This is a genomic window from Solibacillus sp. FSL W7-1436 (assembly GCF_038007305.1).
GTDB lineage: Bacteria > Bacillota > Bacilli > Bacillales_A > Planococcaceae > Solibacillus.
In genome coordinates, this window is sequence record NZ_JBBOWV010000001.1 from 3,719,259 (window position 1) to 3,740,372 (window position 21,114).

General features: G+C 39.5%; 19 protein-coding genes, 3 pseudogenes and 2 riboswitches. Of the genes and pseudogenes, 4 read left to right on the plus strand and 18 right to left on the minus strand.

The window, feature by feature from the left end; all coding sequences use genetic code 11:
- Positions 1–6 precede the first annotated feature (6 nt).
- From pstB to trhO, 5 genes are all read right to left on the minus strand, one after another.
- The gene (pstB, locus tag MKX73_RS18445; RefSeq protein WP_340718713.1) at positions 7–819 is read right to left on the minus strand and encodes a phosphate ABC transporter ATP-binding protein PstB; all 813 of its coding nucleotides are present in this window, start codon (positions 817–819) and stop codon (positions 7–9) included.
- 16 nt (positions 820–835) lie between these two features.
- Positions 836–1,660, minus strand: coding sequence for a phosphate ABC transporter permease PstA (pstA, locus tag MKX73_RS18450; protein ID WP_340718714.1), 825 nt, complete (start codon positions 1,658–1,660; stop codon positions 836–838).
- Position 1,661: 1 nt separating this feature from the next.
- Positions 1,662–2,576, minus strand: a complete 915-nt coding sequence (gene pstC, locus MKX73_RS18455; RefSeq protein ID WP_340718715.1) for a phosphate ABC transporter permease subunit PstC — start codon at positions 2,574–2,576, stop codon at positions 1,662–1,664.
- A 21-nt stretch (positions 2,577–2,597) separates the two neighbouring features.
- Positions 2,598–3,428, minus strand: coding sequence for a phosphate ABC transporter substrate-binding protein (locus MKX73_RS18460; protein ID WP_340718716.1), 831 nt, complete (start codon positions 3,426–3,428; stop codon positions 2,598–2,600).
- A 418-nt stretch (positions 3,429–3,846) separates the two neighbouring features.
- Positions 3,847–4,803, minus strand: a complete 957-nt coding sequence (gene trhO / locus MKX73_RS18465) for an oxygen-dependent tRNA uridine(34) hydroxylase TrhO (protein ID WP_340718717.1) — start codon at positions 4,801–4,803, stop codon at positions 3,847–3,849.
- Positions 4,804–4,988: 185 nt separating this feature from the next.
- On the opposite strand from trhO, the gene MKX73_RS18470 reads away from it, so the two are divergent.
- The 3 genes from MKX73_RS18470 (at position 4,989) to MKX73_RS18480 (ending at position 7,002) form a co-directional block, all read left to right on the plus strand.
- Positions 4,989–5,138, plus strand: a complete 150-nt coding sequence (locus MKX73_RS18470; protein WP_340718718.1) for a hypothetical protein — start codon at positions 4,989–4,991, stop codon at positions 5,136–5,138.
- 397 nt (positions 5,139–5,535) lie between these two features.
- Positions 5,536–6,195: a 2OG-Fe(II) oxygenase gene (locus tag MKX73_RS18475; protein WP_340718719.1), complete on the plus strand. Its 660-nt coding sequence runs from the start codon at positions 5,536–5,538 to the stop codon at positions 6,193–6,195.
- Between the two features lie 33 nt (positions 6,196–6,228).
- On the plus strand, positions 6,229–7,002 hold the full coding sequence (locus MKX73_RS18480; protein WP_445783318.1) for a YqjF family protein: 774 nt from the start codon (positions 6,229–6,231) through the stop codon (positions 7,000–7,002).
- Positions 7,003–7,078: 76 nt separating this feature from the next.
- Here the strand turns inward: MKX73_RS18480 and MKX73_RS18485 are convergent, their stop codons facing one another.
- From MKX73_RS18485 to MKX73_RS18525, 9 genes and pseudogenes are all read right to left on the minus strand, one after another.
- A complete protein-coding gene (locus MKX73_RS18485) occupies positions 7,079–7,996 on the minus strand; it encodes a sensor histidine kinase (protein WP_340718720.1) in 918 nt (305 codons plus the stop codon).
- Positions 7,997–8,016: 20 nt separating this feature from the next.
- Complete coding sequence (locus tag MKX73_RS18490; protein WP_340718721.1) at positions 8,017–8,766, minus strand: ABC transporter permease; 750 nt, start codon at positions 8,764–8,766, stop codon at positions 8,017–8,019.
- Positions 8,759–9,682 carry an ABC transporter ATP-binding protein gene (locus MKX73_RS18495; RefSeq protein WP_340718722.1) on the minus strand — a complete coding sequence of 308 codons (924 nt, stop codon included), beginning with the start codon at positions 9,680–9,682 and terminating at the stop codon, positions 8,759–8,761. The genes MKX73_RS18490 and MKX73_RS18495 overlap by 8 nt, the downstream gene beginning before the upstream one ends.
- Before the next feature lie 80 nt (positions 9,683–9,762).
- The gene (locus MKX73_RS18500) at positions 9,763–10,455 is read right to left on the minus strand and encodes a response regulator transcription factor (RefSeq protein ID WP_340718723.1); all 693 of its coding nucleotides are present in this window, start codon (positions 10,453–10,455) and stop codon (positions 9,763–9,765) included.
- 222 nt (positions 10,456–10,677) lie between these two features.
- Positions 10,678–11,814: pseudogene (locus MKX73_RS18505) on the minus strand (hypothetical protein); the annotation flags it as partial.
- Between the two features lie 248 nt (positions 11,815–12,062).
- A pseudogene (locus tag MKX73_RS18510) lies at positions 12,063–12,713 on the minus strand (vitamin B12-dependent ribonucleotide reductase); the annotation flags it as partial.
- A gap of 174 nt (positions 12,714–12,887) precedes the next feature.
- Complete coding sequence (locus tag MKX73_RS18515) at positions 12,888–13,064, minus strand: hypothetical protein (RefSeq protein WP_340718724.1); 177 nt, start codon at positions 13,062–13,064, stop codon at positions 12,888–12,890.
- Between the two features lie 218 nt (positions 13,065–13,282).
- Positions 13,283–14,065 (minus strand): annotated as a pseudogene (locus MKX73_RS18520) (ribonucleotide reductase N-terminal alpha domain-containing protein); the annotation flags it as partial.
- 261 nt (positions 14,066–14,326) lie between these two features.
- A complete protein-coding gene (locus MKX73_RS18525; RefSeq protein WP_340718942.1) occupies positions 14,327–15,106 on the minus strand; it encodes a lipoate--protein ligase family protein in 780 nt (259 codons plus the stop codon).
- A gap of 153 nt (positions 15,107–15,259) precedes the next feature.
- Between MKX73_RS18525 and MKX73_RS18530 the strand changes: the two genes are divergently transcribed.
- Positions 15,260–15,643, plus strand: coding sequence for a rhodanese-like domain-containing protein (locus MKX73_RS18530; RefSeq protein ID WP_079527702.1), 384 nt, complete (start codon positions 15,260–15,262; stop codon positions 15,641–15,643).
- Between the two features lie 170 nt (positions 15,644–15,813).
- On the opposite strand, the gene gcvPB is transcribed toward MKX73_RS18530, so the two are convergent.
- The 4 genes from gcvPB to MKX73_RS18550 form a co-directional block, all read right to left on the minus strand.
- Positions 15,814–17,295 (minus strand): aminomethyl-transferring glycine dehydrogenase subunit GcvPB, encoded by a 1,482-nt coding sequence (gene gcvPB, locus MKX73_RS18535; RefSeq protein ID WP_340718725.1) that lies wholly within the window; start codon positions 17,293–17,295, stop codon positions 15,814–15,816.
- The gene (gene gcvPA / locus MKX73_RS18540) at positions 17,288–18,634 is read right to left on the minus strand and encodes an aminomethyl-transferring glycine dehydrogenase subunit GcvPA (protein WP_340718726.1); all 1,347 of its coding nucleotides are present in this window, start codon (positions 18,632–18,634) and stop codon (positions 17,288–17,290) included. The genes gcvPB and gcvPA overlap by 8 nt, the downstream gene beginning before the upstream one ends.
- Positions 18,635–18,760: 126 nt before the next feature.
- Entirely contained in the window at positions 18,761–19,870 is a 1,110-nt protein-coding gene (gene gcvT, locus MKX73_RS18545; protein ID WP_340718727.1) for a glycine cleavage system aminomethyltransferase GcvT, read from the minus strand.
- 163 nt (positions 19,871–20,033) lie between these two features.
- Positions 20,034–20,142: riboswitch (glycine riboswitch) on the minus strand.
- 3 nt (positions 20,143–20,145) lie between these two features.
- Positions 20,146–20,238, minus strand: a riboswitch (glycine riboswitch).
- Positions 20,239–20,364: 126 nt separating this feature from the next.
- Complete coding sequence (locus MKX73_RS18550) at positions 20,365–20,877, minus strand: shikimate kinase (protein ID WP_340718728.1); 513 nt, start codon at positions 20,875–20,877, stop codon at positions 20,365–20,367.
- Positions 20,878–21,114 lie beyond the last annotated feature (237 nt).

Below are 21,114 nucleotides of genomic sequence, written 5' to 3' on the forward strand. Positions count from 1 at the left end.
CCCCTTTTATCCGAATCGTCCTGTTACATAATCTTCTGTACGCTCATCTTTCGGCGTTGAAAAAATAACATTTGTATCATCATATTCGATGACTTCCCCATTTAAGAAGAATGCCGTCTTATCGCTAATACGTGCTGCTTGTTGCATGTTGTGCGTTACAATAACAATTGTATAGTCTTTTTTCATTTGTGTAATCAGTTCTTCTACCTTCAATGTAGAAATCGGATCAAGTGCCGAAGTCGGCTCATCCATTAAAATAACATCCGGCTTCATTGCGATTGCTCGTGCGATACAAATACGTTGCTGCTGACCACCTGAAAGACCTAATGCTGATGACTTCAGACGATCTTTTACTTCATCCCAGATCGCCGCACCGCGTAAAGACTCTTCTACAATTTCATTGAGGATTTTTTTGTTTTTGATTCCCTGCATACGTGGACCATAGGCAACATTGTCATAGATGCTCATCGGGAACAGATTCGACTTTTGGAATACCATCCCGACTCTTGTACGAAGTCTGATAACATCGCTTGATTCATATACATTTTCACCGTCAATATGAATGTTCCCGATAACACGTACACCGTCGATCAGATCGTTCATACGGTTTAGTGTACGTAAAAACGTTGATTTACCGCAGCCTGAAGGACCGATTAATGCCGTTACTTCTTTTTCTTTAATGTCCAGATTTACATTGAACAACGCTTGTTTTTCACCATAATACAAATTTAAATCATTTACTTTAATTTTTGTTGGTAAAGCGCCAGTAGAAGTCGTCGTTGATTTAAAAATTGATGCTTCAGAAATAGTCATAGTCATATAGGTTTCGCTCCTTTTAATAGTCCGCTTTGTTTAATTTTTTCGAGATATATGTTGCCGTTAAATTCAGTACTAAAATAATGACGATTAACACAATTCCGATTGCTGCTGCAAGTCCGATATCGCCGGCTTCCTGTGTTACTAAATACGAGTGAACCGTCAGTGTGCGGGCAGATGAGAAGATACTTGACGGCATTGCCGCCACTGTCCCTGCAGTCAGGAAAATCGCCGCCGATTCACCGACAATACGGCCGATCGATAAGATGATCCCGGATAAGATTCCCGGCATTGCACTTGGCAAAATCACTTTGATTAATGTTTGCAATTTCGTTGTCCCTAATGCCAGCGACCCTTCACGGTATGTTGCCGGCACTGTTTTCAATGCTTCTTCCGTTGTACGAATGATGACCGGTAATACGATAATCGTTAATGTTAATGATGCTGCAATAATCGACATCCCCAGCTTTAAAATTGCTACAAAGAATACGGCACCGAATAAACCGTAAATAATTGATGGAATTCCTGTTAAACTTTCCGTTGCATAACGAATGATGCGTACAAGACGTCCTTGCTTTGCATACTCGTGTAAATAAACTGCTGCCAGAATTCCGATTGGTGTTGCGATTAATAGTGAAATGACAATCGTTAAAATCGTTGTGACGATCATCGGGAATATCCCGCCGCCACCTGTCGGAGAATAATCACCGAATATGAAATCAAAACTGATATATGAAAAACCTTTATAGAAAATATAGCCGACGATTACAACCAATACGGCTACCGATACGAATGCGGAACCCCAAAGTAAGCCGCGAAACATATTATCTTTAAATTGTCGCATGTTACTGAGCTCCCTTCGCTGTAATACGTGCTAATACAAAGTTTAAAATTAAGATGAATGAGAATAAAACAATCCCTGTTGCAAACAGCATTTCCTGATGTGTTCCTGCCGCATAGCCCATTTCAAGTGCAATGTTTGTCGTCAATGGACGCACACTGTCTGTCAGGCTTGTCGGGATGATCAGTGAGTTACCTGCAACTAAAATGACGGCCATCGTTTCGCCTAATGCACGACCTAATCCAAGAACGATTGCTGCCATAATACCTGATTTTGCAGCCGGTACAACTACTTTAAAGATTGTCCCGATTTGCGAAACACCTAAAGCAAGCGAACCTTCACGATATGTTTTCGGCACTGCGCGGATCGCTGTCTCGGCAACTGTGACAATTGTCGGTAACATCATGATCGCCAGTACTAAAATGACGGCGATTAAACTTTGTCCACGTGCTAATCCCAGATTATCCTGTAAAAATGGAACGATGATCGCTAAACCGAATACACCGTATAATACAGATGGAATACCAGCCAATAGCTGAATTGCCGGTGATACGATTTTCGCTACTGATTTTGGTGCAATCTCCGCCAGGAAAATGGCTGTTAATAACCCGATTGGTACGCCGATCACAAGTGCTCCGATCGTTGCGTAGATTGATGCAACAATCATCGGGAAAATACCGAATTTATCTTCCGATGGTACCCAATCACTGCCAAAAAGGAAGTCGAAAAAGCTATAGCCGCCAGTTACGAATGGGTTTGCACCTTTATAAAATACGAATCCTACGATCAGCAGTAAGCTCACTACCGATAGAAGCGCACATGCTAAAAAGATTTTCGATGATAAGCTTTCTAAAAAGTATTTTCGTTTATTGCCTTTGCTTATTTGCTGTTCTACTTCGTTTCTGTTTTGTGTGTTCACAAATTTATCCTCCAGCACTAATTATTTCGTTAATGGAATCGCTCCTGCTTCTTCCACAATTTTTTGTCCGTCAGCAGTTAAAATGTATTCCATAAACTTTGTTGCTGCTTCCGGTACGCTTTCTTTATAAACGAATAGGAATGGACGAGATAATTTATATTTACCTTCCAATACATTGCCCGCTTCTGCCTTTACGCCATTAATGTCCATCGCTGAAACCGTTTCATCGATATATTCGAATGAGATGAACCCTACCGCATGTTTGTTCATTGCAACCGTTGTTTTAATATTTCCGTTTCCGCTTGCTACGATTGCATTACGAATCAGTTGTCCTGATTCATAGCCGACGATTTCCTGGAATGCATCGCGTGAACCGGATCCGTCTTCACGTGAAACAACGACGATTTCCATATCTTTTCCGCCAACTTCTTTCCAGTTGGTGATTTCGCCTGTGAAGATTTGTTTCACTTGTTCCATCGTTAAATCTTTAACCGGGTTTGATGGATGTGCCACAACTACAATCCCGTCATAAGCAATGACCAACTCCTGAATACCGGAGTCGATTTCTTCCTGCTTCAAATCACGTGATGACATCCCGATTTGTGAGACATCGTTGATCGCATTTGTAATTCCTGCTGATGAACCGATTTGATTTATTTCAATTTTTACGTCTTCTGTGTCTTCATATTTTGCTGCTAATTTCTCTGCTAAAGGCCCAACTGATGTAGAACCTGAAATCGTTACTAAGTCTCCGCCGCCAGATGAGGACTCCGCAGAATCTTCATTACTGCAAGCTGCTAATACTACCATTAGAATTGTTAACCCAATGAAGTAACATGTTTTTTTCAACATACTTCACTCCTCCATCAACATGAATGTTTTCTATCTGCTTTAACAATACATTCATATAATTAATGTCATGTATTAAACTTGTAAACCTTATGTAAATTATGAAGAAATGGTCTATTTATTATGTAAAATTATTCAGTTAAATCTGAAAATTTGAAATAAAAGGATTGAATTGTAAATATTTATGAGATTATTTAACATATAGGAGGGATTTTTAACGAGGAATTTAATTATTTATTCATATATAAAAAGGAAATATGTCGATATTATGTTTAAATCTTTATTGAACAATGTAAGAAATGCAGAAAATAGACAATTTGCAATGAAAATTTAGAAAAATCTATTTACATTTCATTTACAAAAGGCTGTTTTGTTTACAAAAAAGAAAAATGCATCCCTATAAAGAGATGCATTTAAAATTCTATTTTACTGCAGCTTCAGCTTCCAATAATTCAATCACTTGTTGTACTTGCTCTTCCGTTAAGTTATGACGGACGATATAACGATTGCGTTCATGTTTTGTACATTCAATCGTACAGCCACCTAAATGCTTCGCTTCGTTCTCCTCTGATGCAATGATTTGCTCATTACATTCAGGGTTTGCACAATTAATATAGCGTTCACATGGTGTTCCATCAAAGTGGTCACGACCAACAATCACGTGTTCCACCTGGTTGATCGGCACTGTCAGACGCTCATCAAATACGTACATTTGACCATCCCAAAGCTGACCTTTAGCAACCGGGTCTTTACCGTATGTCGCAACGCCGCCATGTAATTGACCAACATCACCGAAACCTTCACGCTTCATCCAACCTGAGAATTTTTCACAGCGGATTCCGCCTGTACAATAAGTTAATACATTTTTACCTTCGAATAATTCACGGTTTTCGCGTACCCATTGCGGTGTATCGCGGAAATTCTTTACTTCTGGACGAATTGCGCCACGGAAGTGACCGACATCATATTCATATGTGTTTCGTACATCTAGTACGACTGTGTTTTCATCTTGCATTTCTTCCAGGAATTGCTCAGGAGATAAATAGCGGCCTGTCAATTCATGCGGGTTCACATCTTCTTCCAAGCCTAAGTGTACAAGCTCTGGACGTGGACGTACATGCATTTTTTTGAACGCATGACCTTCTGCTGGATCAATTTTGAAAACAATCCCTTTGAACAATGGATGTGCTTCCATCATATCTATATAGCTTTGTGTTTGCTCAATCGTACCTGAAACCGTACCATTAATTCCTTCACGGGCAACTAAAATACGACCTTTTAAACCCATTTCCTTACATGCAGCTAAATGCTCTTCTGAAAAAGCAGCTGGATCTTCAATCGTTGTGTAATGATAATACAATAATACTTGATAATTCATTTTTTTCACCTATCATTCAATATATTTGCAGGATATACCTGATAGTTTAAAACTACCTTACAATGATACGTGATTTCCGGTAAAATTGCCATCATTAAATTAGAAGGAGGTTTTTAGAAATTATTACCTATTCTAATTAACATTAGTATAATAGATGAAATGTTAATTAGAATGGAGGAATTTTTGTGGGCTTATTAATTTTTGCAGTACTAATAATCATTACCTTTACTGCATTGGCAATTGAAAGAATCCTAAAAGATATACAATCACAGAACAAGGAAATCATTGAACTATTATCAAAAGCTGATGACGATCAGAATAATAGAGTGCAGTAGTATTGAATCATCTCTACTCTATTTCCGAAAGGGTCTTTAAGCTCAAACCGTTCATAATCAGGGATAGGTACGGAGTTCAAAATCTCAATATCATTTTCCATAGTTTTCTATCCTCCCATAATTTTACTCTTTATAAGACATAAACAAAATGACAGGTTATTTATGTAAATCTATAACTTTTTCTTATCCTTCTTAAATGCTAGTTAAATTTTACAAATACTAGCACTTAGGGATTAGTTGTAAAATTTTTTCATTATTATCCTATTACTTAAATACCATTAAATTCAATTAAATGGTATTATATGTATTGGAGTAGAAATACATTCTTAACCTACATAAAAGAGTGAGAGTAATGTTTTTGTACTAACTTAGAAGCATTTGCGGAAGGACATAACATATGACAACAGAAGTTTCGATTTTACCTATTCAATCCGGTTTTTTAATTGACGATCGAATGATAACAGCAGAGGTTCTTCATGAGGAACCGCTCATTGTAAAGTTTTCGAATGTTTTAAGTGATGAGGAATGTCAGAATTTAATCGATTGTGCTTCTTCCCGTTTGAAAAGATCCAAACTGGCAAAAAAAGAAGTAAGTCCGATTCGTACGAGCAGTGGTATGTTTTTTGAGGAAAATGAAAATCCGCTTATTTCAGTAATCGAAAAACGGATTAGCAGCCTGATGCACCTTCCTATCGAACATGCCGAGGGTCTGCAAGTTTTACATTACGAACCCGGTCAGGAATTTAAAGCTCACTTTGATTTCTTCGGTCCAAATCACCCTTCAAGCAGTAATAATCGCATCAGTACGTTAGTAGTCTACTTAAATGATGTAGAAGAAGGAGGCGTTACAACGTTTCCTAATTTGGGTATCGTAACTGTACCGGAAAGAGGTTCAGCAGTTTACTTTGAATATTTCTATAATGATCAAAAAATAAATGAATTAACCCTTCATAGTGGTGAGCCCGTAATACGAGGCGAAAAATGGGTTGCTACCCAATGGATGCGGAAAAAACAAATCCGCGACGTTTTTAATCCTTTTCAAAAGAATTTATATTAAATACGATAGATGTGAAGGAAGTGACGAACTATAATGGAACTCCTAAACACACAAGAAAATAAATGGGATGACAGTCATCGTCCTTGGCCGCTGCCAAATTTGCCTTGGGGGATGAAACAAACGTGGAGCGATCTGTTATTCGCCCATTACCCGGTTAAATACGAGGTTTTGCGGAAGTTAGTTCCAAATGCAATGGAATTGGATACGTTCGACGGTGTGTGCTGGGTTGGGGTTGTTCCGTTTCGCATGTCCGGTGTGAGACTTCGGGGATTGCCGCCAGTTCCCGGTACCGACGTATTTCCGGAACTTAATGTGCGTACCTATGTAACGATTGATGGAAAACCGGGCGTATACTTTTTCAGTTTGGATGCGGATAATTGGCCGGCAGTAAAAGGGGCCCGCACATTTTTCCATTTACCTTACCATTACGCTAAGATGGATATTAAAAACTTTGGGGATACCGTATTGTTTGAAAGCAAAAGACGTGATCAAACAGACATTGTTTTCGCAGCCCGTTATAAACCGGTCTCAGAACCATTTCTTGCGGTAAAAGGGAGCTTTGAAGAATGGATGGCCGAGCGTTACTGCTTCTACACATTAAATGCTTCAGATGTCCCGGTGCGCTGTGATATTTTGCACCATCCATGGATTTTACAACAAGCAGAAGGTGAAATCATTCTTAATACAATGTTGTCCAAGCAAGGGATTATTGTGGAAAATGACCAGCCGATCCTGCACTTCTCCAAAAAGATCGATGTCCGCGCATGGCCATTAGTAAATCCTGCTACCGGCCGATTACGTTTTTAAAGTGATAAAAGTCACCACAAAAAGAACCCGTTTAAATATTAAATGGGTTCTTTTAATTATTGCTCGATTATTTTTCCTAGTTCATATATTTGGTTTCGTGAGGGTCCCATCTGCATATCATCAATAACTGGTTTTCCTTCAGTTCTGCAGTAAGGCTTCCGTTCATTTTTTCCATTAAGCTTTTTGCAATAGATAAACCAAGTCCTGTACCTTTTCCCTTTCTAGATTGATCCACTTTATAAAAACGGTCAAACAGGAAAAAAAGATCTTCTGTTTTTAATTGAGAAGCGGGATTGCTGATTATAAGCTCGACAGATGACAAGGTACTTCTAAGCGTAATTGTTACATTGCCAGTGGAATGTTTTAAAGCGTTTGTAATTAAATTTTCTATTACCCTCTTTACTGCAGAAGAATCGGCCTTTACAATAATTTCCTGCTCAGGAATATGAATGGTCGGCTCGATATTCCTTCGATTGAATTCTTCATAAAATCCAACCAAGACTTCCAAAACCAAATCATTTAATTGAACGGATTCCACCTTTAACGGATAATCTGCCGACTCAATTACGGTCAGCTCAAAAAACTCTTCCAGTAACACTTTTAGTCGCAACGCTCCATTTTTCACAATCAAAATATACTCTCTTCTTTTTTCAGATGGGGTATTATCATCCTCCAAAAATTGAATATACCCCAATATTGAAGTCATCGGTGTACGAATATCATGTGAGATATTTGAAATTGCCTGCTTTAATTCATTTTCTGTACGTCTTTTTTGTGCATCGGCTTTCTTTGTCTCGTCAATCTGAACATTAATTTCCTCGGCCAGTTTCTCTAAATCGTTATCGAAAAAAGCAAGACTGATTTTCCTATCTATACCGAGAGTGCTTCTCTCCTGTAATTGTTCAGTAACACGACGTATTTCTTTTTTCAGAAATAGAAAACGGATGAGGATCATTACTGTGATTAATACAGAAATTATCGCCACATAAATCATTTTCCTCACCCGCCCTTCATTTATTTTATTTCTTTTTTATAAAATAAGATGCTCCCTAAAATTCCGAAAGCTGTAAAAGTAATAACAGGAACTGCAATCAGTTTCACCATTTCAGCACTGTGAATAGTATCGTAATTGACAATATCCAAGAATAACTTAAATACAGAATAGTTGAAAATGACTTCAAATATTGGGGATACACTGCTCAATAAATATAAAGCACTATCAAAAATAATGAAGAAGATCAGCATGAAGCCGATTGCCTTACCGCTATCCGTAAAGATTGTGGCAAACAAAGCCATCATTGATGCAAATGCGATTGCATAAAGAATCGTCAATCCGATTGTTCCTATAAAGTACCCGAACTCCGGCATCCCATTGAAATTCAAGGCAACCGAGGCAGCTCCCGTAAAAATAACAGGAAATATCAATGAGATTAAAACCGTACCAATGGAGTAGATGATCAACTTTGCAAAATAAAGGTGGAACCTGCTATTTCCTGAAGCAGCAATCGTTTTCATCGTACCGATTGAATATTCGCTGGATATAAAGAAGCCGGCTAATATACATGGAACAAGTCTTATAACATAATTGTTTCCCTGCAGGATTGTATTTTGATAAAAATCCATCACTTTAATTGAATCGGCTCCGTCATCAAATACAATTAACAACGGATAAAAAAGACTAACAGCAGTCAGAATGATGATCAAAGTCCATAGCGAACGGTCTTTCTTCAATTTAAACCATTCAGCTTTCATTAAATTATCCATTTTGCATACCCCCAATACGGTTCATAAAATAAGATTCCAGATCTTGTCCTATTGGCATGAATTGTTCAATGACCAATCCCTCATTAACAAGAGCCGTGGAAACCTTTCCGGGGGTATCTACATAGTGGTAGAGTTTAATACAGCCATCCGGCATGACTTCAAAGTTATTTGTCGAAAGCATCGTTTCAATAACAGTGGCAGCCATTTCAGGATTATTCACTTTAATATGCAAATATTGCTGACATTTTTCATTTAGCTCATCGACCGTTATTTGTTCCAGTAAATCACCTTGATGAATGATTCCATAATGGGTCGCAAGTAAATGTAATTCACTCAATATATGGCTGGAAATTAAAATCGTCATCCCATATTCCTGATTTAATTTTTTCAATAACTCACGTATTTCAACAACGCCCATCGGATCCAGGCCATTGATCGGTTCATCAAGAATTAAAAATTCAGGATCTCCAAGTAACGCAATGCCGATTCCAAGCCGTTGTTTCATACCTAATGAAAAGTTCTTCGCTTTCTTTTTCCCGGTCTGCTGAAGGCCCACTATCGCAAGCGTTCTTTCTACACAATCTTTCCCCGGAATGCCTTTCAATAGCCGGTGTGCTTCTAAATTTTCAGCAGCGGTCATATGCGGATATAATGCCGGTCCTTCTATAATTGTGCCGATTCTTTTCCTCGCCTTAACCAGTTCCTGACTGTTGCTGTGCCCCAACAATTCAATGGACCCGCTAGTTGGACTGGCCAGACCCGTAACCATTCGTATAAGTGTAGATTTCCCCGCTCCATTTGCTCCGATAAAACCATAAATGGAGCCTTTTTTAATGGATAGGTTCACTTTATTTATCGCAATCTGATTTTTGAATTGTTTTGTTAAATTACTTGTTTTTAGTACGTAATCGCTCATAAAACTTCCCTCCTCAACTTGATACACTCAGTATAGAAAGGAAACATTAACAGTCTCTTAAGAAAAATCTAAAGAAAGTCTTAAGTTTTGAGCCGATAGCCAATTCCCCAGACCGTCTCGATATATTGCTCATCTGGGTTGATGGATGCCAACTTGTTTCGTATATTGCTTATATGGACATTGATTGTATTGTCATCCCCATAGAATACCTCTTTCCAAACACTTTCAAATAAATTTTTCTTTGTGAAGACTTTTTTCGGAGATGATAATAAAAGAACCAATATCTCATATTCACGGGCTGTAAAACTTAGTTCCTCCCCTTGTACATATACCGTTCTTGCTTCCGAATCAATTTCAATATTTTTATAATGCAGTTTCGTCTTGTTTGAGAACTTATTAATACGCTGGTATCTTCTTAGATGAGATTCTATTCGGGCAGAAACTTCTTCGTTGTCGAAAGGCTTTGTAATATAGTCGTCTGCTCCTGTTCTCAGCATGCCTACTTTTGTTTGCTGATCCAATTTTGCAGAAATGATGATTACCGGAATATTACTTTGATCAGCTATTTTTGAAAGTATTTCATCTCCAGACATCCCCGGAAGCATCAGATCAAGCAATACCATATCCCAGTCCTTATTTTCCAGATAGAGTAGCGCTTCCGTCCCGGAAAAGGCCGGCTGTGCGATGTAACCATTTTTTCTGACAATATCACAAAGTAACTGGTTTATCGCATCGTCATCCTCTACTACTAGAATCCTTACTTGTTCCTCCATAAGTTGCCTCTCCCTTCATTTAGAATATAATAACCGTAAAAAGAAAATAAGCGCTACTCCTATAAATCGGATAGCGCCCATTAGTCGAACGAATAAGAATATAATTTATGGACAACTTTATTCGGGTATTGCCTGTAGCAATCCCTGCTTAATAATCGAAAAAAATAACCTCTTACGGTCATCTTACCGAAGAGGTTATTTTTTATCAAACTATATTATTTTTTATAAACCGCATTTCAGCTGTGCACCACAGTTTGTACATGTGTTGCAGCCGCCCATTTCCTCTACCGTACCTTGACGGCAAACCGGGCATGTATTGCCAACTTCCGAACCGATTGTCACGTCTGTATCTGTTAATGGCTTGATTGTATCCACCAACACCACTTGACGTTTCACCTGGTCTTCCGATTGTTTTAATTCTTCAAACTCTAATTGTTCATCTGAATTTGCTTCTTCAGCTTTTAAAGTCAGTACTTGTGTATCACGAGATCCATCGACATACACTGTACCACCTTTAGCACCGCCTCGGTATAGACGCTCGTACACTTTTTGTACTTGCTCTACGCCATAGCCTTTTGGTGCGTTTACTGTTTTTGAAATCGATGAATCAATCCAGTTTTGAATGATGCACTGAACATCTGCATGTGCTTCAGCAGAAAGCTCCATTGATGATTTGAACCAGTCCGGTAAATTATTTTCATCCACACCCGGGTTCGCATCTAAATACTCTTTTACAATTTCAGCTTTCACTTCAATAAACTTCCCTAGACGACCTGAACGGTAGTATGTGAAGCTGAAGTATGGTTCAAGCCCTGTTGCAACCCCGACCATTGTACCAGTAGATCCCGTAGGTGCAACCGTCAATAAATGCGAGTTACGAATACCGTTTGCCACAATATTTTCGCGAATATGCTGCGGCATTTTTTTCATGAAGCCTGTGTTAATGAATGCTTCACGTAAACGTGCTGTTTCAGCTTCTGTTTGTCCTTCAAGGAATGGGAAGCTGCCACGTTCTGTTGCCAGTTCAACTGACTCTTCATACGCTGCAACTGCAATTGTTTTGAAGATTTCATCAACAAGTGCATTGCCTTCTTCAGAGCCGTATTCTTTTTCACAGTAGATCAACAAGTCGGCAAGACCCATTACACCAAGACCAACTCGGCGCTCACCTAGTGCCTGCTTTTTGTTATCTTCCAGGAAGTATGGTGTTGCATCGATAACATTATCCTGCATACGTACGCCAACTTTTACCGTTTTGCGTAACGCGTCAAAATTAACTGTTTTCGTTTCTTTGTTTGCAAACTTCGCCAAGTTAACAGCAGCCAAGTTACAAACGGAATATGGTGCTAATGGTTGTTCCAAATTTTTGTTAACCCTCAGGCTTTTTATCCTAAGGTTCTTACACTTGTTATTCGTGCAAGTTCAGCATACATTTTCACTGCAAGTTGCAGTGTCGCGGTCTCGTGGATAGATTATATTCTCAAATGATGAGGTTCACTATCTATGCGTTGCCCCTGACAAAAATTTTACAATTCGTCTTCGGTTCGGATTAGCATTTCAGCCTTCCCGCTTCATCCCGCGATGTTTAACGTGAGGCGAACTTCACCACACGGATTCGTCGCAACAACTTTCTGACCGTACGCTTTTGCGTTTGTCATGTCATTTGCGTTATCAATGAAGAAAATACCAGGTTCTGCTGCATATGTTGCGCAGACATTGATTAGATTCCACAGTTCTTTTGCTTTGATTGTGCGATACGTACGAACCGGATAACCAAGTTTCTCCCATTCGCGAACGTCGCCAACTTCATGCCATTTTTCATTGTAATCCAGCATTTGAGCCGGAGTGTAGTTTTCTACGTCCGGGAAGCGTAATTCGAAGTCCTGGTCATTTTCTACAGCATCCATAAACTCTTTCGTTAATGTAACGGAAATGTTGGCGCCTGTCAGGAAATCCGGATTATGGACTGAATACGTACCGCCATCTCGTAGCTTTGTTTCAGCGTCACGGATAATCGCTTCGTTAAAGCCGCCAAAACCTTCAATATTTTTATAGTTCACAATGCCTTGATACATCGCATCTTCCTGCTGTGTTAAAGGCTTGAATTTTAATTTTTCTTTTGCCAGGCGAATAATTGATTCATCTTCTGTATTCTCGATCAGATAACGCAGAATACGCGGATTTTGCATTTTTGAAATGATAAATTCCACAATATCCGGATGCCAATCTGCCAGCATAATCATTTGTGCTCCCATTTTTTGTTACTCTTTTAATAAGAGGTACGGTCATTTCTGCCGTACTCTCATGCTTTCACATGAGATCAGACTATATCATCAAAGAAGATAGTATTTCATATTTTCGATTTAATTTAATATCACCATAGGAATATAACTTTTCATAAATTGCTTTAACATCAGATTTTCTAGAAATCATTAAATCTGCACAACCTTGTTTGTCAGAAATTGCATATACATTCTTTTTTTAGCAATATTGACTTGACTATATCCTTGGTTATGAAGTTGAATAATCGAAAATATTAATTCTTCTTTGTCTCGCGCCTTGTATCTACGTTGCCGTTTGATACAATTTACTTTCTCCATTGTTTTCAATATTAAATCCTCCTAACTTGCAAAAGATCATTAATAAAAACTTTAGGAAATTTCAATAGTCGTTGAACCTTCACCTTTGTTTCCAAAGATGCTTGGCTGCTGATTGCCCAATCTTTCTTCTTTTTGAACATTCACACTCACCGTTTCCAGTCATGTTGTAGTGAAGAAAGCTCTAAGGGTGTTCCAGCAATTCGCGAGATTACGTCGCCGAGTAGTTAACGACGTGACCCACCTTGCTCAACAAGATGTGTCAGCTTGGCAATATCATCAAGCCAGCTTACCGATCCGCTTGATTTACCGTTTACACCGCGCGCCAATGTATTGCGTGGGCGAAGGGTCGAACCGTTCGTACCGACACCGCCACCACGGCTCATAATTTCCATCACTTGCTTGCGGTGATCGCTGATGCCTTCGCGGGAATCGGCTACAAACGGCATTACATAACAGTTGAAGAATGTTACTTCTGTTTCCGAACCTGCCCCGTAAATTACACGTCCTGCGGGGATAAAGTTCATCGACACAAGCTCTTCGTAAAACTTCCCGAACCATTCCTGACGCTTTTCTTCTGTTTTTTCAACTGAAGCCAAGCCTGTCGCATTCCGTTTCGCAATCTGCTCATAAAAAATTTCGAGCGGCTTTTCAATAATATCCAATGACCGTTCGATAATGCCAGTCTCTTGTTCTTCGCCTTCTAATACGTGACGGTAATCTTCATCAATTTTAATAAGGGCGGTTTTCTTTTCCTGATTAATCGAATGAATAATGCCAAGTCCACGCGCCGGGAATTTCGGATCTTGTTTTACTGTCAAAACGACAAAATCCCCTGTTTTTAATGTTTTCTTTTCCGTATCTTTAAAAGAATAACGGTCAATCATTACAAGACGAGATACACCTTTATGCGTAATATGCATATCCGGTGTGATCGGGTGCACTTGAGGAAATTGCTCAATATCTTGATTTAATTGATTGACTTGGATGGATTGTTCTAAAACACTTGCCACCGCGTAAGCCCCCCTTTGAACGATTTTGTAAATTCCATTCCCTACATTTTTCTCCAATAAACACTTTTATATACAATATATTGTGTTTTATTGGATATTTTTATTCTATATGTAGGGTTAAATGATTTCATTTAAAAAGATTACAATAAATCTTTTTTTCAAACAAGGGGTTGATTTTTTTTTCTTTTTGTTAAATCCATCTATATCAACGTTTCGGGTATAAAAATTTTTTTACAAAAAATAAAAACACACGTTCGTAATCTATTTTCTGAAATTCCAGTCATCTGTTAAATATTTATTTTGCATCAATTGTTCTACATATTGGGTTTGCTGCTCTGTTAATTCATAAGGAATTAGTTCTATGTCCAAAGCTACTTCAAATCCTTTAGAGAATGCATTCACACATTGATCGATAGTAAATGGTGTATCGACAAACTGATTCATCGCAACCGCTTTTTCTGGTAACTTTTTACGCATTCTTTCTTTTGCCTCTTCCGTAGCGAAATTAAATACCGATAGCAGCAGTTCTTCGTTCAGGTCCAGTAAAATAGCGCCATGCTGCAAAATCACACCTTTTTGACGTGTCTGGGCACTCCCGGCAACTTTTTTACCTTCCACAACTAGCTCATACCAGCTCGGCGCATCAAAACATACCGCACTTTTCGGTTTCTTCAGATCATCCAGCTGTTCTTTCGTCTCCGGCACACTGAAATAAGCATCCAGTCCTAAAAGACGGAACCCTTGTAAAATCCCTTCGCTGATGACACGGTATGCCTCTGTAACGGTTTCCGGCATATTCGGGTAGCTTTCTGTCACAATCACTGAATAAGTGAGCTCCTGGTCATGTAAAACGGCACGTCCGCCTGTAGGTCGACGGATGAAACCTAAGTTTTGTTTTTTTACCGCTTCTAAATTAATATCCTTATGTACTTGCTGGAAATATCCGATTGATAATGTTGCAGGATTCCACTCGTAAAAACGGATAACCGGCGGAATTTCCCCTTGACTATGCCAATCAAGCAATGCTTCATCCAGTGCCATGTTATAGGCCGGGCTGCACGGACCCGAATTTATAAAATACCATTGTTTTTTCACAATTTCTCGCCTCCACCAATTCATTTTAACAAACTCGCTCGACTAACTCTAGTTCATCTCTTATAATAGATAGTACAGAAAGAAAGGGGTAATATCGCAGTGACAATTTTATATACGATTCTAGTTATTTTAGTAGTAATCGTTGCTTACGTAGTAATCAACTCAATGCGCTTAAAAAAATCCGTAACAAATTTAACACAGGAGCAATTTATTGAAGGTTATCGTAAAGCACAATTAATCGATTTACGCGAACCTAAAGAATTTGAAGCGGGACACATTTTAGGTGCAAGAAACATTCCGATGACGCAACTTAATACACGTCATAAAGAAATCCGTCCGGACCTGCCTGTATACCTTTACTGCCAAAACTCTGGTCGTAGTGCCCGAGCTGCACTGACATTAAAGAAAAAGGGCTATAGCCAACTGTTCCAATTACAAGGCGGTTTCAAAACTTGGACAGGTAAAGTTAAATCAAAAAACTAATTCTAAAGCTCTCTACAATGTAGAGGGCTTTTTAATTTTTCATGCACCGCCACTGAGATATAAAATTGCCGATTACCAGTAGTTTCTACTATTATATAGTGACAAGTAAGAAGTCTAACCTTATTCAATGAAAAAAGGTCAGAAAACAGCTCTGACCTTTTTGTCACAAATTAAGAAATAGTTACTTCTTCTTTTTTTGTATAGCGTAATACAGGTGTACGTGCAGCACGTGTTTCATCTAAACGGCTGATTACCGTTGTATGTGGTGCTTCCTGCACGATCGATGGGTTATCGATTGTTTCTTGAGCAATTTGAATCATCGCATCACAGAATGCATCCAATGTTTCTTTTGATTCTGTTTCTGTTGGCTCGATCATAATACCTTCTTCCACGTTCAACGGGAAGTATACTGTCGGTGGATGGTAGCCAAAGTCAAGAAGACGTTTTGCGATATCCAATGTACGAACACCTAATTTTTTCTGACGACGGCCTGATAGCACAAATTCATGCTTACAATGACGGTCATACGGTAAATCAAAGTGCTCTTCCAAACGGCGCATCATGTAGTTTGCGTTCAATACAGCATATTCTGTTACAGCCTTTAAGCCATCCGGACCCATTGAACGGATATACGTATATGCACGGACATTAATGCCGAAGTTTCCGTAGTAAGGTTTCACACGGCCGATTGATTGCGGACGGTTGTAATCGAAGTGGAATGTACCATCTTCTTTTTTCACTAATACTGGTTTAGGCAGGAATGGGATTAAATCCGCTTTTACCCCTACTGGACCTGAACCCGGACCACCGCCACCATGTGGACCTGTAAATGTTTTGTGTAAGTTTAGGTGAACACAGTCAAAGCCCATGTCACCAGGACGTGCTTTACTCATAACAGCGTTTAAGTTCGCGCCGTCATAGTAAACTTTACCGCCGACACCGTGTACGATTTCAGCCATTTCTAAAATGTTTTCTTCGAATAAGCCTAACGTGTTCGGGTTTGTCAGCATAAGCGCTGCTGTATCAGGACCGACAACACGGCGTAAATCTTCAAGATCAACTAAGCCGTCTTCACCTGATTTGATTGTGATTGTTTCAAAACCTGCAACTGTTGCAGAAGCCGGGTTTGTACCGTGAGCCGAGTCCGGTACGATTACTTTGTTACGGTGGCCTTCCCCATTTGCCTCATGGAATGCGCGGATCATCATTAATGCTGTCCATTCACCATGTGCGCCTGCTGCCGGCTGTAATGTCACTTCATCCATACCGGTAATTTCCTGAAGGGACGTCTGCAGGTCATATAATAATTCCATTGCACCTTGTACTGTCGATTCATCCTGTAATGGGTGAACATTGGCAAAACCAGCATAGCGTGCAACCGTTTCATTGATTTTCGGATTGTATTTCATCGTACATGAACCCAGTGGGTAGAAGCCTGAATCAACCCCGTGGTTACGGCGTGAAAGTGCTGTATAGTGACGCATGATATCTAATTCTGCAACTTCCGGCAGTTCAGCTGCTTCCTGACGAACTAGCTCTTTTGGCAGAAGTTCTTCTAGATCAAAATCAGGAACATCCAATGGCTCTAAGTTGTAGCCGACGCGACCTGGTTTTGTAATTTCGAAAATGAGTGATTGGTTTTCGTTATGCATTGTAAGCCCCCATTTCTGCAACTAATTGCTCGATTTCTTCTTTTGTACGGATTTCCGTAACAGCAATAAGTGCATGATTTTCTAATTCCGGATAAACACGACCTAAGTCAAAGCCGCCGATAATGCCTTTTTCGATTAATGCTTTGTTTAGCTCTGTCACATTATGTTTTGTATTTACTACGATTTCGTTAAAGTGTGCACCTTGATAAACCACTTCGAAACCAGCTGCTTCAAATGCATTTTTAGCAAAGCGTGTCTTCACGATATTTTGTTTCGCCATTTCCTGCATACCTTGTTTTCCAAGGGCTGTCATTGCTACTGATGAAGCAAGTGCCAGTAATGCCTGGTTTGAACAAATATTAGATGTCGCTTTGTCACGACGGATGTGCTGCTCACGAGCTTGTAATGTTAACACATATCCACGACGTCCATCCTGGTCAACTGTTTCCCCAACAAGACGGCCCGGTACTTTACGCATTAACTTGTTCGTTACCGCGAAATAGCCACAGTGTGGACCACCGAAGGCTTCGGCAATTCCGAACACCTGTGCATCCCCGACTGTAATATCCGCGCCTAATTTTCCTGGAGGTGTCAATACACCAAGTGCTAACGGGTTTGCAGATACGATAAACAATCCTTTTGCCTCATGTGCAATGTCAGCAAGCGGCTGCAGGTTTTCAACTTGACCGAAGAAGTTCGGATATTGAACGATAACACCGGCTGTCTGGTCATCGATCAGGCCTTTTAACGCTTCGATGTCTGTCACACCGTCTTTTGCAGGGATTGTAACGACTTCAATTGATTGTCCTGTCGCATACATTTTCACAACATCTTGATATTCCGGATGTACCGCTCCTGAAACAAGTAACTTGCCGCGACGTGTATGACCTGCAGCAAGCATACCTGCTTCTGCCAAAGCCGTACCGCCATCATACATAGAAGAGTTTGCAATATCCATGCCTGTCAGTTCCGTGATCATCGTCTGGAACTCAAAAATTGCTTGAAGTTCGCCTTGAGAAATTTCCGGCTGGTATGGTGTGTATGCTGTATAGAACTCCGAACGTGAAATCACGTGATCGACAATTACCGGTTTATAGTGATTGTAGACACCAGCACCTAAAAACGATACATTGCTTGCTGTATCTTTATTTTTTGATGCAAGTTGTGCCAGTTCCTTCATTAAAGCGGCTTCTGACTTCGCAGGTTTAATATTGTAGCTTCCTTGGAAGCGAACTTTCTCAGGAATATCCTCGAAAAGCTCATCAATTGTCGCAACCCCGATACGGTCTAACATTTCTTGTTTATCTTGTTCCGTCATTGGTAAATAACGATGTTTCATTGTTAACCCTCTTTTCAAAAGTTTTATCCCGCAATTACGGGTAGGAATTTATCTTCTTCTAAAGGCAGCAGACAGGTTTAACTGTCAGTCCGGGGGATGAAGACCCCCTCCGACTGAAGCGTCACCTTATTTTGCACGCTTGTAAAATGGCGTTTCTACTACAACAGCTTTTGCTCTATTTTTTCGTACTTCGATTTCGAGTTCAGTTCCAATTTCAGTGAATTTTGCGTCAATTAAAGCTAAACCGATATTGCGTTTTGTCATCGGTGACTGTGTTCCTGTTGTTACAAAGCCGATCTCTTCGCCATCTTTAAACACTTTATAGCCATGGCGAGGAATACCTTTATCAATCATTTCAATGCCTACCGATTTACGTGTCAGACCATTTTCTTTTTGATCGATTAAAGCTTGCTGACCGATAAATTGCGGATCTTTCGCCAATTTCACTGCGAAGCCAATGCCCGCTTCCAGTGGTGAAATATCTTTTGAAATCTCTTGGCCATATAATGGTAAGCAAGCTTCAAAGCGAAGTGTGTCACGTGCTCCTAAACCGGCAGCTACTACACCTTTGTCTTTTCCTGTTTCTAAAATTTTGTTCCAAAGATCAACAATCGCTGCTGGTGCACCGTAAATTTCAAATCCGTCCTCCCCTGTATACCCAGAGCGAGAAACAAGAACTGAATGACCGCCTACATCCACATTGTCCTGGAATTTAAAATATTTGATTGCCGATAAGTCTGTTTCAGTTAATGTTTGCAGAACTTCCTGTGATAACGGTCCTTGCAAGGCGATTTGAGCATAGTCATCTGACACATTTGTCACTTTGACTTCCCCTTCGACATGCTCCTGTAACCATTCAAAGTCCTTTTCAATGTTCGCTGCATTTACACATAGCAGATAACGGTTATCTTCCAAACGGTATGTAAGTAAATCGTCAACAACACCGCCATCTTCATAACATAATGCACTGTATTGTGCGCCGCCGACTGCAATTTTGGAAATATCGTTGGATAGGACCTTTTGTAAATAAACAAGCGCATCCGGACCTTCTACGATAATCTCACCCATATGGGATACATCAAAAAGTCCTGCACGGTTACGTACCGCATCATGTTCATCTTTGATTGAAGAAAATTGTACAGGTAACTCCCAGCCGCCAAAATCAACTGTTTTCCCGCCATACTTTGCATATTCATCAAAAAGTGGTGTGCGCTTTAGTTTTAAATCATTTGTCATGTTCATTTCCTCCTTTAGTTATGTATGTTCATTTCATCTTGCAAAGGGGAAACAACATTACACCTGTCAAAGTGTAAATCTATCTTTTTAGTTAGAATCATCAGAATATTAAAAGCCGATTTCTCCACAAAAAAAAGACAGACGAATCCCCTTTACCGAGATTCTCTGTCCTTGCACCTGAAAGTTACACCTGAATTTGATCCACTATCACAATTCAGGCTTTCCCCTTTGGTGGCTGTTCGCAACAATAGCTATTACAGCACTCTCCAGAGTTGCGTCCAGTACGAGTCTTTTTGCCTGAGAGATTCATAGCATCGCTATTTGCTCCTTCGGCGACGTGACATCACGTTCTCTCCCCGTACCATCATCCGCGTTAGCTTATTTACTTCATGTTATTGCTCTTCTTAGCAATATCCTAACATTGAATGTAATGCAAACGCAATCTTTTTTTAATTTTATTCAAAATACGAACATTAAACAACATTATCGATTTATTATTCGCCTTTAAGTCTTTTCACTTGAAACCCAATATACTCGACAATCTGTCTTAAAGTTCTCCCGGCTGTCAGCACTTGTATATGGCCAGCTAATCGATAACTCTTTCTGCGTTGGTGATACAGGTTTTCCAATTCTTGCTCCGATGACGATTGAACAATGGGACGGTTTTTATCATTCCGAATACGCATATAAATATCTTCAAATTTTGCATCAAGAAAAAATACAAGCCCTGTACGGCGCATAATTTTCCTGTTTTCTTCATTCACGGCTACCCCACCGCCTGTTGCGATAATGCATGCTTCATCACGAAAATTCTTTAAAAATTCCGTCTCGATTTTCCGGAAATGTGCTTCGCCGTATTTCTCGAAAATTTCAGGGATAGTCATACCCTGTTGCCGTACAATTTCATGATCCATATCGTAATATGGCATTTTCAAGAAAAAACTTAAACGTCTGCCTATCGCACTTTTTCCGCACCCCATAAATCCAACTAAATAAATTTTACGCATGCTGTTCACCTTCTTCTAATTACGGACTACTTAATCAATTACGCCTTCACCTATTGTTTCGTTTCTAATTTGCTTCTTAAATAGAATTATTATAGTTGAAGCAAAATCGCATAATGCGACATTTTTTCGACTTTGCAAAAAGAAGTCGAACTTTAAGGTAAATTTAGTATATTTATCGTAGCACGAACGTAAATAGATTCCAATGAATTATATACTTTTATTTGCGCAAAATATGCA